The 13,899-nt window shown below is 67.1% G+C and carries 8 protein-coding genes and 1 rRNA gene; 5 read left to right on the top strand and 4 right to left on the bottom strand.

The window, feature by feature from the left end:
• Positions 1 to 56 precede the first annotated feature (56 nt).
• On the top strand, positions 57 to 2,126 hold the full coding sequence (locus CKJ85_RS11315; protein WP_095554377.1) for a helicase-associated domain-containing protein: 2,070 nt from the start codon (positions 57 to 59) through the stop codon (positions 2,124 to 2,126).
• Between the two features lie 4 nt (positions 2,127 to 2,130).
• On the opposite strand, the gene CKJ85_RS11320 is transcribed toward CKJ85_RS11315, so the two are convergent.
• Together CKJ85_RS11320 and CKJ85_RS11325 are read right to left on the bottom strand one after the other, a co-directional pair.
• A complete protein-coding gene (locus CKJ85_RS11320) occupies positions 2,131 to 3,723 on the bottom strand; it encodes an FN3 domain-containing metallophosphoesterase family protein (protein WP_095554378.1) in 1,593 nt (530 codons plus the stop codon).
• A gap of 136 nt (positions 3,724 to 3,859) precedes the next feature.
• Positions 3,860 to 6,688 carry an FAD-binding and (Fe-S)-binding domain-containing protein gene (locus tag CKJ85_RS11325; RefSeq protein WP_095554379.1) on the bottom strand — a complete coding sequence of 943 codons (2,829 nt, stop codon included), beginning with the start codon at positions 6,686 to 6,688 and terminating at the stop codon, positions 3,860 to 3,862.
• A gap of 193 nt (positions 6,689 to 6,881) precedes the next feature.
• On the opposite strand from CKJ85_RS11325, the gene CKJ85_RS11330 reads away from it, so the two are divergent.
• Entirely contained in the window at positions 6,882 to 7,067 is a 186-nt protein-coding gene (locus CKJ85_RS11330; protein ID WP_095554380.1) for a hypothetical protein, read from the top strand.
• A gap of 10 nt (positions 7,068 to 7,077) precedes the next feature.
• Here CKJ85_RS11330 and CKJ85_RS11335 read toward each other — a convergent pair whose 3' ends face one another.
• On the bottom strand, positions 7,078 to 9,948 hold the full coding sequence (locus tag CKJ85_RS11335; protein WP_095554381.1) for an FAD-binding and (Fe-S)-binding domain-containing protein: 2,871 nt from the start codon (positions 9,946 to 9,948) through the stop codon (positions 7,078 to 7,080).
• Between the two features lie 174 nt (positions 9,949 to 10,122).
• Between CKJ85_RS11335 and CKJ85_RS11340 the strand changes: the two genes are divergently transcribed.
• The 3 genes from CKJ85_RS11340 to CKJ85_RS12130 all read left to right on the top strand — a co-directional run bounded on the left by CKJ85_RS11340 (position 10,123) and on the right by CKJ85_RS12130 (position 12,889).
• Positions 10,123 to 11,763: a DNA repair helicase XPB gene (locus CKJ85_RS11340; protein ID WP_095554382.1), complete on the top strand. Its 1,641-nt coding sequence runs from the start codon at positions 10,123 to 10,125 to the stop codon at positions 11,761 to 11,763.
• Between the two features lie 11 nt (positions 11,764 to 11,774).
• Complete coding sequence (locus CKJ85_RS11345) at positions 11,775 to 12,419, top strand: DUF3239 domain-containing protein (protein WP_095554383.1); 645 nt, start codon at positions 11,775 to 11,777, stop codon at positions 12,417 to 12,419.
• 296 nt (positions 12,420 to 12,715) lie between these two features.
• Positions 12,716 to 12,889, top strand: coding sequence for a hypothetical protein (locus CKJ85_RS12130; protein WP_165765514.1), 174 nt, complete (start codon positions 12,716 to 12,718; stop codon positions 12,887 to 12,889).
• 884 nt (positions 12,890 to 13,773) lie between these two features.
• On the opposite strand, the gene rrf is transcribed toward CKJ85_RS12130, so the two are convergent.
• Positions 13,774 to 13,891 (bottom strand): 5S ribosomal RNA (rrf, locus tag CKJ85_RS11350).
• Positions 13,892 to 13,899: the final 8 nt, after the last annotated feature.

Raw genomic sequence — 13,899 nt, forward strand, 5'->3', positions numbered from 1 at the left:
TGTCACGTCCGTGGTCAAAACGCACGCAAAGCCACCCACTAAGCTTGTACACCGACATGACTGACTTCGCCGACGCGCTCAACCAGCTCACCCCCGACGCCCTGCGCCGCCTCATCGCCCTGCGCCCGGACGCGTTCTTCCCGCCTCCGCCCTCGCTGGCGTCGCTGGCCACGCGCCTCACGCAGCCCGCCTCCACCTCCCGTGCGCTGCGCGCGCTCAACGCCGCAGACCTCGCCACGTTGCAATCGCTTGTCGACGCCGGCGCCGAGCTCTCCCCCACCGACCCCACCCCCTTCGGCGACACGAACCGGCTGCGCGACGCAGCGCTCGTCTACGACGGCTGCGCTGCTGGCTCCGGCGAGCTGGTGCGCGTGGCCCCCGGCGCCGTCGCTCCCCTGCCCCAGGCCTGGCGCGTCGCCGACCGCCCTCCGGCCGACCTGGACGCAAAACTCGCGGCCCTCGATGCGCGCCAGCGCAAAGTGATCGAGTCGCTGGCCGCGGGCGGCGGCATCGGCTTGTCCAAGGCCGCCGCGCCGGACGCCGACCCCACCACTCCCGCCGCCCGCCTCGTCGCGGACGGACTCCTGGTGCGCATGGACGCGCACTCCGTCCGCCTCCCCGAGCCGGTCCTCCTCGCCTTCCGCGGGCGCACCCCGCGTGTCCACCCGCTTACCGCCCCGCCGGAGCCGGAGGCAGACCAGACGACCGTGGACCGCGACGCCACCGCCGCGGGCCTGGAGGCCGTGCGGCAGGCGCGCCAGCTGCTCACCCGCTTGCTGCGCACACCCGCGCCGCTGAACAAGGACGGCTCCGTGGGCGTGCGCACCCTCGCCGCGCTGACCAAGGAGCTCGGGTTCGACCCCGGCCTCACCCTCTCCGTCGGCGAGGCCGCCGGCCTCATCGGGCGCGGCCCGGTCGAAGACTCCCGCACCGGTGCGGACGACACGAACGCGCTCGCGGCCACCAAGGACGCGTTGATCTGGCTCGACGCGCCGATTTCGGACCAGTGGGCGATCCTCCTCGCCGGCTGGCTCGCCTCCCCGTGGCGCCTTGACCAGGGCCGCCTGCTCAGCGCCGAGTCGCGCCAGCCGGACCTGCGGCGCACCCGCGAGGTCATCGCTCGCCACGGCGGCGACATGGCGCAGCTCCTCTTCCACGCCCCGCTCGATACCGCGGGGCTGCGCCCGGAATTCGTCGCTCAGCTCGCCGAAGAGGCGCGCACATTCGGCGCCCTCGCCCCCACCCCGTCCACGCCGCTGCGGGTTCTGCTCGCGCGCGGCGATGTCGCCGCGGCCACCCGCGAGCTGGTCCCCGCGGAAATCGACGCCGTCATCGCCCAGGCGGACCTCACCATCCTCGCGCCTGGTCCCCTCCCGCCGGCGATGGCGTCCATGCTCGAATCCTTCGCTCAGCTCGAGTCACCCGGTCTGGCCAGCGTCTGGCGCGTCAGCGACGCCTCCGTGCGCCGCGCCCTCGACGCCGGCCACACCGCCGACGAGCTCAAGGCATGGCTTGAGGCCCACACCCTCGGCGAGGTCCCGCAGGGGTTGGGCTTTTTGCTTGACGACGTCGCGCGCACCCACGGTGCCGTCCGCGCAGGCTCCGCGCTGAGCTACCTGCGCAGCGAGGACCCGGCCGCACTCGCGGCCGCCGCGCAGCACGCGCCGCTGCGCATCCTCGCCCCCACCGTCGCTGTCTCCCAGCTCCCGCTGCCGCAGCTGATCGCCCGGCTTCGCGACGTCGGCCTGCAACCGGCCGCCGAAGACGCCGACGGCGCCACCATCGACCTCGCCCCGGAACCGGCGCTGGTGCGCGCGACACCTGCAACGTTGGCGCGCGACTACCAGATCGACGAGGACCGCGTGGAGCAGCTCGTCGGGGCGCTGACTGCGGGGGCGAAGGTGGAGTCGACAAGCGACAAGGAGGCCCCCGCAGAGGTGTTGCGCGCGGCGGCGCGCGGACGGCGCCACGTGCGCGTGACCTATTTCTCCGGCGCCGGCGAGCAGCGCCAACTCGCGGCGCTGCCGCTCTCGGTGCGGGAGGGGCGGGCCGACCTGCTCGACGAGGCGACCGACAAGGTCGTCCGCCTCCCCATCGCCCGCGTGGCAGGGGTGGAGCTGGCCTAACCCCTTACGGGAGCAGCGTATCCAGGTTCACGCCCGGGATCAGGCCCTGCTGCGCGGCCCAGGCACCGCCACCCAGGATTGCAAGCAGGCCGGCCAGCACACCCAGCGCGATGGCCAGGGTGTTGTCGGAAGAGCCGCCCTCCTGCGGGTCCTGCTTGCCCTGATCACCCTGGCCCGCATCGTCGGCAGCGCGGGTCAGGGTGAACTCGTCGACGCGGTCGCCGGTGGTGTACTCAAACGTAGAGACCTTCAGGCCCTCCGGGGTGACCTCAACGTTGGTGTAGTTGGGGACCTCCTTCTGGTTCCACAGCGCGGTGTAATCGCGGATGGTCTTTTCCTTGACCGTCTGGTCGAAGGATTCCTTGGTGTCCTCGTCGCGCTCGCCCGTCTTGAAGTCGAAGAACTGGTAGTACTTCGAGCCGGAGCCGGAGTTGGTGGTGATGTACTGGACCTCGCCCGGCTTCTTCGCCAGGGTCTCGCCGATCTTCGCCTCGCGGCCAGAGTCAACCGGGGTGTAGCCGTTCATGAGGTGGGAGCGGGCGTAGATGTGGTCGTGGCCGCCGAGCACCAGGTCAACGTCCAGCTCGGAGAGCACCGGCGTCATGCGCTCGCGCCAGTACATGATGCCGCGGTCCTCCTGGTGGTACGCCTGGGAGAAGGTGGAGTGGTGGTAGGTCACGATGACCCAGTCCTTGCCCTCGCCCTGCTCCTTGACGGTGCGGCGCAGGAAGTCAACGTCGTCGTCCAGGTCCTCCCAGTCGTTGGAGTCCAGGGAGATGATCAGCGCGTTGTTGTGGGTGAACCAGTAGTTCTCGTCCTCCTGGTTGGGCAGGTTGTACATCGCCTCGTAGCTCGGCGCGTAGTAGTTGTCGTGGTTGCCCATGTTCACCGCGGTGCGGTAGGAGCGCAGCTCGTCCGGGGAGATGAAGGCCTCGTGCTCGTGCAGCGCGGAGTGGTTCGCCTGGTCGCCCGCGGAGAGGATGAAGGAGGTGTCCGGGAACTGCTTCGTAGCCTTGGTGACGTTGTCGTCCCAGCCCTTGGTCTGCGCCTTGAGGTCCTTGGTGGAGTACAGCTGCACGTCGCCGAAGAGGAGGAAGTTCCACTTCTCGGCGTCGGCCTTGTCCGTCTTGAAGGTGTAGGTGTCGGACCAACCGTCCTGCTCGCTGCCCACGCGGTAGGAGTAGGAGGTGCCCGGCTTCAGGCCGGAGATGGTCGCCTTGTGCTCGGCGATGGTGTTGAAGACCGGCTCAACCTCGGGGTTCTTCAGCTTGCCTTCGGTGAGGGAGACGACGGAGTCCTTGGAGGTAGCGTCCACGACCTCGCCCTTAGCCACGTCGGCGCCCTCCGGCGCGAACTGCACAGACTGGCCGGTGATGCCCTTCTGGGTCACCCAGTTGAGCATGGCCTCGTTCTCGTTGCCGCCCACCTGCAGGATCACGCCCTCCGGAGTCTTCTCCGGCAGCGTGAACGGGCTGTGGAAATTGTCGGCGATGTACTCGTTGGTCACCTCGCGCTGCTCAGCGGAAGCGGCGGGGACGAGGATGCCAGAGACAGTAACAGCTGCGGCGGTGGCGAGTGCGAGCGAACGGGAACGCATCACGGTGAAGCTCCTTCAATGCGGGGTTTCAGATGACTGACAGTCAGCCATTGAGGTTGACGCACTCTAAATTAAGGCAGCTCCCAGACCACGGCCACCGGTATGATGTGGCCCCGGTCACAGTGGCGTCGATAAGCTAACGGCTCACGCGCTCCAGCAGCTCGAGGACGTGGTGGTAATCCTCGCCCGTCGCGCTGGTCAGGCCAAGCTCGCAGGTGCGGTTCGACGACGCGTGGTGCCGCGCGCCGAGCTGCTCCACCTCGCGGGCCTCGCGCTTGGTGGCCGACTCGGTCAGCTCCGGGTGCAGCATGCCGCGGTCGCCCGCGTAGCCGCAGCAGTTCCAGTCCGCGGGCACATGCACGTGCTCCGCCGCGTGCTCCGCAACTGCCACCAGCTGCTCGTTGATGCCCAGGTGCGTCGAGGAACAGGTGGGGTGCAGCGTCACCGAATCCAGCTTCTGCGGCACGGTGAGCTTGTCCACGACGTGCTGCTCCACGAACTCGATCGCGTCGAGGACGGTGATGCCCACCTTCTCCGCCATGCCCTGGAAGCCCTGGGTGCACGACGACGCGTCCACGACCACGGGGAGCCGGCCGCCGTCGGTCGCTGCCATGAGCGCTTCCTGGGCGCGTTGCTCCATCACGTCGTGTCCCTTGGCCATGCCCTTGGAGGACCACGGGGTGCCGCAGCACAGCGCGTCGATCTCCTCCGGGACGATGAGCGCCAGCCCGGCGCGCTCCACCAGGCGAGCGAACGCCTCCGAGGCGCCCACGCCGTCGCCCTGCGGGCCGAACATGGAGTTCACGCAGGCCGGGACGAAGACGCCAACCGGCTCCGCAAACTTGCTGCCAATGCGCTCGCCGAACGCCTTCGAGCGGGTCCGGCCGCCCTTGGACAGCTCGGGACGGTACTCGGGCACGGTGTCCTCGCCGACCAGCGCGCGGGCGACGTCGGTAACCTTTTGCACCAGGCCGGTCGGCATGTAGTGCGCGCCGGTCAGCGCGACGGAGGCCACCTTGTTCGCCGGCGCCCACGCCTTCGCGGCCGCGGCCCAGCCCGCGTTCTCCAGCGTCGTGGCCTGCTCGCGGCGCAGGGACTTGATGAACTTGCCGGTATCAATGCCCACCGGGCAGGCGGTGACGCACATGGAGTCCACCGCGCACGTGTCAATGCCCTGGTACTGGTAGGCCTTGTCCAGCTCGCGGACGGTGTCCATGTCGTCGTCGAGGAGCGCCTGCGCGCGGGCCCGGCGCACGACGATGCGCTGGCGCGGAGTCATGGTCAGGTCGCGCGACGGGCACACCGGCTCGCAGTAGCCACACTCGACGCAGCTGTCGATGGCGTCTTCGACCGTGGCGGACAGCTTCATGTTGTGGAGGTGCTCCTCCGGGTCATCGGTGATGATGACGCCCGGGTTCATCGTGTTGTGCGGGTCGACCGCGCGCTTGAGCTGCACCATGACGTCGTAGACCTCGTCGCCGTACTGGCGGCGCACGAAGGGCGCCATCACGCGTCCGGTGCCGTGCTCGGCCTTCAGGTTGCCGTTCGCGCCGAGGATCAGGTCCACGAGTGCGTCGTTAAAGCCGTTGTAACGGGTGAGGTTCTCCTCGCCCTCGAAACGGTCCGTGATGAGAAAGTGGATGTTGCCGTCCTTGGCGTGGCCGAAAATGACGGCGTCGTCATAGCCGTACTGGTCAAACATCACCTGCAGGCCGGAGCACGTGTCGGCCAGGTCTCCGACCGGGACGACGACGTCCTCCAGCAGCGCGGTCGTGCCGGACGGACGCGCCTCGGCCACCTGGGCGTAGAGGCCTTTGCGGAACGCCCACGCCTTCGCCGCCGCCGACGCGTCGGTGGAAAACACGGCGGGGTTCTGCAGGTCCAGGTTGCGCAGGATCTCGGCGCCCTCCTTTTCGCGGGCGCGCAGCTCCTCCTCGTCGTCGGCGTGGTACTCGATGAGCAGCGCGGCCTGGCCGTCCACGTCAAAGCCGGTGATCTCCTGCGGCACGGACGCGAAGCTGCGGCCCACCTCGATGGAGTGCGAGTCCATGAGCTCGAGCGTGGCAGCCTTGGAGGCGAACAGGTCCGGCAGGCTGCGCGTCGCGGCGTCAATGCTCTTAAACACCGCCACCGACGTCGTCTTCACCTTCGGCACCGGTACCGTGCGCAGCACCGCCTCCGCGATAAACGCCAGCGTGCCCTCGGAACCGATAAGCAGGTGCTCGAATACCTTCACCGGTTCCTCGAAGTCCAGGAACGCGTTGACGCTGTAGCCCATCGTGTTCTTCAGCGCGAAGTGACGCTGAATCTTCGCCACGGATTCCGGGTTGTCGCGCACGCGCCGCTGCAGGCGCACGATGGTGTCAAAGATGTCCGGTTCCTGCTCGCGGAATTGGTTGTTTGCGTCCGCATCCGCCGTATTGATCACGGTGCCGGAGGGCAGCACGAACGTCATGGACCCCAGCGTGCGGTAGGTGTTGAATTCGGTGCCGCAGGCCATGCCAGCGGAGTTGTTCGCAATCACGCCGCCCAGGGTGGCCGCGCTTTCCGACGCCGGGTCCGGCCCCAACTTCCGGCCGTACAGGTTCAGCCGAGCGTTCACGGAACGCACCGTCGCGCCGGGCTGCACGCGGACCCGGTTGCCGTGGTCGAGGACTTCGACGCCGCGGAAGTGCTTGCGCACGTCGACAAGCAGCCCCTTGCCCCCGCCCTGACCAGAGAGCGAGGTGCCGCCCGAGCGCAACACCACTGGGGTGCCCGAGGCGCGCCCGGCGCGAAAGACGGCGGCGACGTCGAACGCATCGCGGGCCTCCACCACTGCATCCGGCGTGTACAGGAAGTGGGAGGCGTCGTGTGCGTACTTAATGCGGTCCACCAGTTCGGTGTGGACGGTGTCTTCGGTGCCGAGTTCACGGTGCAGGGTGTCGGTGAGGTGCGTGTCGGTTGCGGGAATCGTGGCAGTCATACGCGGAATGTTACGCCGTGTGGTGGGCAAATAGTTGGAGTTAATACATACCTAACGTCACGTTAGACCGGCAACTGTATGGTGAGTCACAAATACACCGGCGAACGGAGATGCGCCCAATGTCTGACGCACACCATAACCCTGTCAATGAGGAACAAGCGCCCGCGACGCTCTCGAGGCCCCGGCGCTCGACGTGCTCGCAACACAAGATCGCGACCCCTTTGAGCAGGCCATCCTTTTTATCACGCATGCGTTTGATAAGCCGGGGGTCTTCACCAAGTGGTTCTGGGATGCCGATGCCCAACGTCTCGCCATCAATGAAGAGACGTGGCCGGCGGTGGCAAACGCAGTCAACCCATTCCGCCCGCGCCGCCGCTAAGCTGCACGGGTCACCGCGTCGCGCGCTCCAAAAGTTCCAGTACGTGCGCGTAGGGCTCGCCCGTGGCCTGCGTCATGCCGAGCTCGCACGTGCGGTTCGACGGCGCGTGGTACCGCGAGTCCAGCTCCGCCACCGTCTTCGCCTCGGCGCGAGTCGCCGACTCGGTCAGCTCCGGGTGCAGCATCCCGCGGTCGCCCGCGTACCCGCAGCACGCCCAGTTCACGGGGATCTGCACCTGGTCAGCCGCCGCCTCGGCCACGGCGCGCAGATCCCCCACGGTGCCCATGTGCGCCGACGAACACGTTGGGTGCAGCGTCACCGACGGCAGCTTCTCGCTCACCTCGAGCTCGCCTAGCGCCTCGCGCGCGATGTAGGTGACAGCGTCTAGGACCTCGATCCCCGCCGTTTCGGCCAGGTCGGCCACGCCGTGCGCACACGACGAGGCGTCCACCACCACGGGCAGCCGCCCGCCGTCGGTGGCGCGCAGCAGGGATGCGCGCACGCGCTCCCCCATCACCGCGTGGCCTTCGGCCATGCCTTTCGACGCCCACGGGGTCCCACAACACAACGCGTCCACATCGTCGGGGACGAGCAGCGCCAGTCCCGCGCGCTCGGCAAGCCGCACGAACGCTTCCGTGGCACCGATGCCGTCACTTGCCTGCCGCTCCGGCCCAACCATGGCGTTCACACACGCAGGCATGAAGACCGCCGACGGGCGCGCGTACAGGTCGCCGACCACGGGCCCCAACCCCGAGCGCCGTCGCCCGCCCTTGCCCAGGTGCTTCTGGTACTCGGGCACAAGCTCGGCGCTCGCCAGCCCGCGGGCCACATCGGTGACCTTCTGCACCAGCCCGGCCGGGAGGTAGTACGCGCCGGTCAGCGCCCTCGATGCGTTCGCGGTGACGGCGTCCCACTGTTTCGCGGCCGCCTTCCAGCCGGCCTGCGCCGCCCTGCCGTTGCGCTGCTCGCGCAGCGACTTCACAAACTTTCCGGTGTCAATGCCCACCGGGCACGCGCTCACGCACATGGAGTCCGCTGCACATGTCTGCTCCCCCTCGTACACGTACGCTTCGTCCAGTTCGCGGGCGGCGTCCACGTTGCCGTCGGCAAGCGCCTTGGCCCTGGCGCGCCGCACCACGATGCGCTGGCGCGGCGTCATGGTGAGGTCGCGCGACGGGCACACTGGCTCGCAGAACCCGCACTCGACGCACCTGTCGACGGCCTCCTCCACGGTGGGGTTGAGCTTCATATTGTGCAGGTGCTCTTCCGGGTCCTCGGAGATGATCACGCCCGGGTTCATCGTGCCGCGCGGGTCGACGGCGCGCTTGAGCGCCACCATCACCTCGTAGAGCTCGTCGCCGAACTGCTGGCGCACAAACGGCGCCATCACGCGGCCGGTGCCGTGCTCCGCTTTGAGGTTGCCGTGGCGGCCGATGATCAGGCTGGCCAGGTCATCGTTGAAGCCGTTGTAGCGGGCCAGGTTCTCCTCTCCCTCGAAGCGGTCCGTAATGAGGAAGTGGATGTTGCCGTCCTTGGCGTGGCCGAAGATGACGGCGTTGTCGTACGCGTAGGTGTCAAACATCTGCTGCAGCTCGAGGCAGGTATCCGCAAGATCCGCGACGGGCACGACAACGTCCTCAAACAGGGCGGTCGTGCCTGAGGGGCGCGCGCCGGAGACCTGCGAGAGCAGCCCTTTCCTGAACGCCCACGCGGTGGAGTAAAACGCCGGATCCGTGGAAAACGCCGCGGGTGTTTGCAGCCGCTGGCTGGCGAGGATCTCCGCACCGCGCGCCTGCCGAGCCCGCAGCTCCTCGTCCTCCTGCGCGTGGTACTCAATGAGCAGTGCGGCGTGGTCGTGGACCTCGAAGCCCTGGATCTGCGGCGGAACCTTGGCAAAGGTGCGTCCGGCCTCGATGGAGCAGGAATCCATGAGCTCCAGCGTTGCCGCCTCGGAGTCGAACAGGTCCGGCAGTGTGCGGGTGGCGGCCTCGATGGAATCGAAGACGGCGATGGTGGTCGTTTTCAGCTTCGGGTCCGGGATGGTGCGGAAGATTGCCTCCGCCACGAACGCGAGCGTGCCCTCGGAGCCGATGATGAGGCGCTCGAAGACGTCGAGCGGGTCATCGAAATCGAGGAAGGCGTTGACGCCGTAGCCCATCGTGTTCTTCAACGCGAAGTGACGCTGAATCTTCGCCACGGATTCCGGGTTCTCGCGCACGCGCCGCTGCAGGCGCACGATGGTGTCAAAGATGTCCGGTTCCTGCTCGCGGAACTGCCGGGACGCGTCCGCATCGGCGGTGTTGATCATGGTGCCCGACGGCAGGACGAACGTCATCGACTCCAGCGTGCGGTACGTATTGAACGTGGTGCCGCAGGCCATACCGGAAGAATTGTTCGCAATCACGCCGCCCATCGTCGCGGCGAACTCGCTGGCAGGGTCGGGGCCGATTTTGGTGCCGTAGAAGGCCAGGCGATTATTTACCGAACGCACCGTCGCACCGGGCTGCACGCGCACGCGGGCGCCGTTGTCTAAGACTTCGATGTCGCGGAAGTGCTTGCGGACGTCGACAAGCATGCCCTCGCCCCCGCCCTGGCCCGAGAGCGACGAGCCTCCCGAGCGCAGGATAACGGGCACCCCGGTGCGACGGCTGGCGCGAAAGACGGCGGCGACGTCCGCTGCGCTGCGCGCCTGGATCACCGCCTGCGGGGTGTAGAGGTAGTGCGACGCGTCGTTGGCGTACTTGACGCGGTCGATCAGTCGCGTGCTCACCGTCTCCGCGGTACCGATTTCCGCCTCGAGGGCGGCGGTGAGCGCGGCTGAAGATACCGCGCTCGTTTGGTGATTCGAAACAGGTTCTTTGCCGGAAGTGATGACCGTCATACCGTTCGAGCCTAGTGCGTCCAAGGCGGGCGGTGGCGGTTTTTCGATGAACGGAACGACAAACCCCCCGCCACCCCCGCGCCTCCGGGACTCCGACGCGGACGACGGAATGCTCCCCGTAGCCAGCCGGTTACACTACTCAGCAGCTCAAATCCCGGCCCAGAAAGGATCCCCATGCCGCTCGGAGACGGCCCGCTTATCGTCCAATCGGACAACACGGTCCTGCTCGAGGTTTCACACCCGGACGCGCCGAAGGCCCGCGCCGCGCTCGCCCCGTTCGCCGAGCTTGAGCGCGCGCCCGAGCACATTCACACCTACCGGATCACCCCGCTCGCGCTGTGGAACGCGCGCGCCGCCGGCTTCGACGCCGAGCAGGCCGTGGACACGCTCGAGCGGTACTCGCGCTTCCCCGTCCCGCAGCCGTTGCTCATCAGCGTCGCGGAGACGATGGCGCGCTACGGCCGCCTCAAGCTCTTCCAACACCCCGCCCACGGCCTCGTCCTCGAGGCGGATGAGCCCGCGCTGCTCACCGAGGTCACCCGCAGTAAAAAGGTTCGCCCGCTCATCGGCTCGCTTATCGACGCCACCTCCGTCCCCGTCCACCCGTCCGCCCGCGGCCAGATCAAACAGGAACTGACCAAGCTCGGGTGGCCCGTCGAGGACCTCGCCGGCTACGTCGACGGCGAATCGCACCCGATCCAGCTCAACCAGGACGGCTGGGCCTTGCGCGACTACCAGCAGTACGCCACCGAATCCTTCTGGGAAGGCGGCTCCGGCGTGGTCGTCCTGCCCTGCGGCGCTGGCAAAACGATCGTGGGCGCGGCCTCCATGGCGCAGGCGCAGACCACCACGCTGATCCTGGTGACCAACACCGTGGCCGGCCGCCAATGGCGCGACGAACTCCTGCGACGCACCTCGCTGACTCCGAACGAGATCGGCGAGTACTCCGGCGAGAAGAAGGAAATCCGCCCGGTCACCATTGCCACGTACCAGGTCGTGACCCGCAAGACCAAGGGCGAATACCGCGCCCTCGAGCTCTTCGACTCCCGCGACTGGGGCCTCATCATTTACGACGAAGTCCACCTCCTCCCCGCCCCCGTCTTCCGCATGGCCGCCGACCTGCAGTCGCGCCGCCGCCTCGGGCTGACCGCCACGCTCGTACGCGAGGACGGCCGCGAAGACGACGTCTTCTCCCTCATCGGCCCGAAGCGCTACGACGCGCCGTGGAAGGAACTCGAGATGGCCGGCTACATCGCCACCGCTGAGTGCGTCGAGGTCCGCACCGCCCTCACGCGGGAGGAGCGCCTGACCTACGCCACGGCGGAGACCCGGGAGCGGTACCGGCTCGCGGCGTGTTCGAAGGGGAAGCTGGGGGCCGTCGATAAGCTGCTTGCCCAGCACGAGGGCCAGCAAACGCTCATCATCGGGGCGTACGTGGACCAGCTTGAGGAGTTCGCCGCGCGCATCGACGCGCCACTCGTGGACGGCAAAACGAGCACGAAGAAGCGCGAGCAGGCGTTCCAGGCCTTCCGCGACGGCGAAGTATCCACGCTCGTGGTGTCCAAGGTGGCGAACTTCTCCATCGACCTGCCCGAGGCGGCCGTTGCAATCCAGGTCTCCGGCACGTTCGGCTCGCGCCAGGAGGAGGCACAGCGGCTCGGCCGGCTGCTCCGCCCCAAGCACGACGGCACCGAGGCCGTCTTTTACACCGTGGTCGCGCGCGACACGCTCGACGCCGAGTACGCCGTGCACCGCCAGCGCTTCCTCGCCGAGCAGGGCTATGCCTACAGATTGGTCGACGCCGCCGACCTATAGACTGGTCGCCCATGAGCACGTTTCACTTCGACGTTGACGAGGAATATGCCAAGCAGCACAACGAACTGCTCCGTGACACCAAGAGCATGGTGCTCTCCGGCATCGCGCTCTTCGTCCTCAGTATCGCCGGCGGCATCGCCGCGTGGATCTTCATCGACCCGACGTCGCCGTGGCGCCTCCTCGGCTCCGTCGGCCTGATCCTGTTTGGCGTCATGATGCTCATCGTCGCACTCATGTTGCCGAAGTCAGTGGGCAAGACGCAGACGCTTTACGACGCCCACCCGCTCGCCCCCGCCATCATCACCGAAAATGTCGGGACGACCCTCACCTTGACCGCGCTGGTGAACATGAACGCCTCCGACCGCGGCCCCGCCCGCTGGGCACTCACGTCCCGCGTGGTCAAGCGCATCCCCAACACCCACGACACGGTGGGCACGAAGGTCCCCGTCGTCGCCGTTGGCGGCCAGCGCTCCACCCGCGACAAGAACACCTGGCAGGTCATCACCCCGATGCCCATCGCCTGGGCGACCCCGGACTCCAAGGAAATCTCGCGCGCACGCGCCACGATCCCGCAGGACCAGTGGCAGCGCCTGGAGAAGGCGCGCAAGGACTCCGAGCTGGTCACTGCCGCGAAGAACACCCTCGTGGAACTCTAGGGAGTTCTTCGCCGCCCAGGACGCACAACGCCTGCCTTCACTTGGTGGAGGTGGGCGTTGTGGAGTTCAGTCCTCTTGAGTAGGACAAAGTTATCAGCGGATCAGGGGTTGCCCGAGGGACAGCCAATCCTGATGTCGGGTGGGCTTTCTGCACCGTCATAGGAGCCACTATCACCGGGGCAACAGTAGCCCCGAGCCACCACAAGAAACGCAGTAATCGCATAAAGTTCCATTACACGTGGTGCAGATAGGCTCGCGGCAGCGTGTGTACTTAACGATCAAATACAGGAGGACTCATGAACGGGCACAAAATATCTCCCAATGCGATTGTCGTTGCACTATTCGGGCTGGCAATTTCGAGTTATGTCGCCATCACAAACAAGTCGATCCTCGGATTCATCATCCTCATGCTGCTCACCATAGTTGCAGCTGTACTGGTTAATCGCGTCAAAAACAGTCATCAAGAATAACCAGGAAGTAAAGTCGTCTGCCCGACGCTGCCCCGACTTCTACTCTGCGGTCGCAGGGTGTTCGCCGGCTCGGGGTGGCCTTCGTCTGGCTCGGTGTTTCGGTGGGGTGTGGTGTCGGGTGTTTGACGAGAAGACCGTGTGTTTGATGGCCGCTGTGTGTGTTTGACGAGAAGGGGGTGACGAATTCACGGACCTCGTCTCGCATCTTCGTCACGGAGATCTCGTCAGATAGCCGCCCTACTGACTGCACGCGGGGTTGGGCGGTGCGCCAGCACGCGTGAACCGGGTGGCAACAGCAACGCCAGGCGATCGCGCGGCAGAGAGTGTCCGCCTAGCCATTGCCCGGGTATTCAACCGGGTGGCACTCTGCGACGCCAGCGTAGGCACCACGGCGGTCCACGCTCCCCATTTACTCTGCGGTCGCAGAGTAAAGCCCCCGGCACGGCCACAGCTTGGTCTGCGATGGTTGTGAGACTTCGGCGCGGGCTGCGTTATATGGAGCTAGCTCCATTTGGACGGTGGCGCCGGTAAATACCCTGGTCGCATCCGTCTGGTGGCCGCAGATGGAGCTAGCGCCATGTGCGCTCGGCTCACCGGTAAAAGCCCAGGTCGGATGTGTCCGGTCGGTGTAGATGGAGCTAGCGCCAAGTACGCACGCCTCGTGGGTCGGCCGAGCCCCCGCCATTGATGCCCGTCACAGACGGCAGCTGACAACGGCTACTCCCCGGCGGCAGGTTACGCGTCTCGGCGGGCCAGGCTCCCCCCACCCTGCTACGCGCACAGGAAAACGCCCCGGCCACAAAGGGCGGTGCGGATCAACACATGATCCCACCACCCCCGGGGCCGGGGCGCACACACAATTATTCAATTATTTATAGTTATTGGGTCGGCGGTAACCTACTCTCCCACACCCTCCCGAGTGCAGTACCATCAGCGCGGGCGGGCTTAGCTTCCGGGTTCGGAATGGGACCGGGCGTTTCCCCGCCGCCATCAACCACCGACACACCCAA

It is taken from the genome of Corynebacterium sp. NML 150383, assembly GCF_002285085.1.
Taxonomy (GTDB): domain Bacteria; phylum Actinomycetota; class Actinomycetes; order Mycobacteriales; family Mycobacteriaceae; genus Corynebacterium; species Corynebacterium gottingense.

What these genes read in the sequence shown, in the direction of transcription:
- CKJ85_RS11325 (WP_095554379.1), bottom strand. Translation starts at nt 6,688, where the DNA reads ATGACTGCCACGATTCCCGCAACCGACACGCACCTCACCGACACCCTG.
- CKJ85_RS11345 (WP_095554383.1), top strand. Translation starts at nt 11,775, where the DNA reads ATGAGCACGTTTCACTTCGACGTTGACGAGGAATATGCCAAGCAGCAC.
- CKJ85_RS11340 (WP_095554382.1), top strand. Translation starts at nt 10,123, where the DNA reads ATGCCGCTCGGAGACGGCCCGCTTATCGTCCAATCGGACAACACGGTC.
- CKJ85_RS11320 (WP_095554378.1), bottom strand. Translation starts at nt 3,723, where the DNA reads ATGCGTTCCCGTTCGCTCGCACTCGCCACCGCCGCAGCTGTTACTGTC.
- CKJ85_RS11315 (WP_095554377.1), top strand. Translation starts at nt 57, where the DNA reads ATGACTGACTTCGCCGACGCGCTCAACCAGCTCACCCCCGACGCCCTG.
- CKJ85_RS12130 (WP_165765514.1), top strand. Translation starts at nt 12,716, where the DNA reads ATGAACGGGCACAAAATATCTCCCAATGCGATTGTCGTTGCACTATTC.
- CKJ85_RS11335 (WP_095554381.1), bottom strand. Translation starts at nt 9,948, where the DNA reads ATGACGGTCATCACTTCCGGCAAAGAACCTGTTTCGAATCACCAAACG.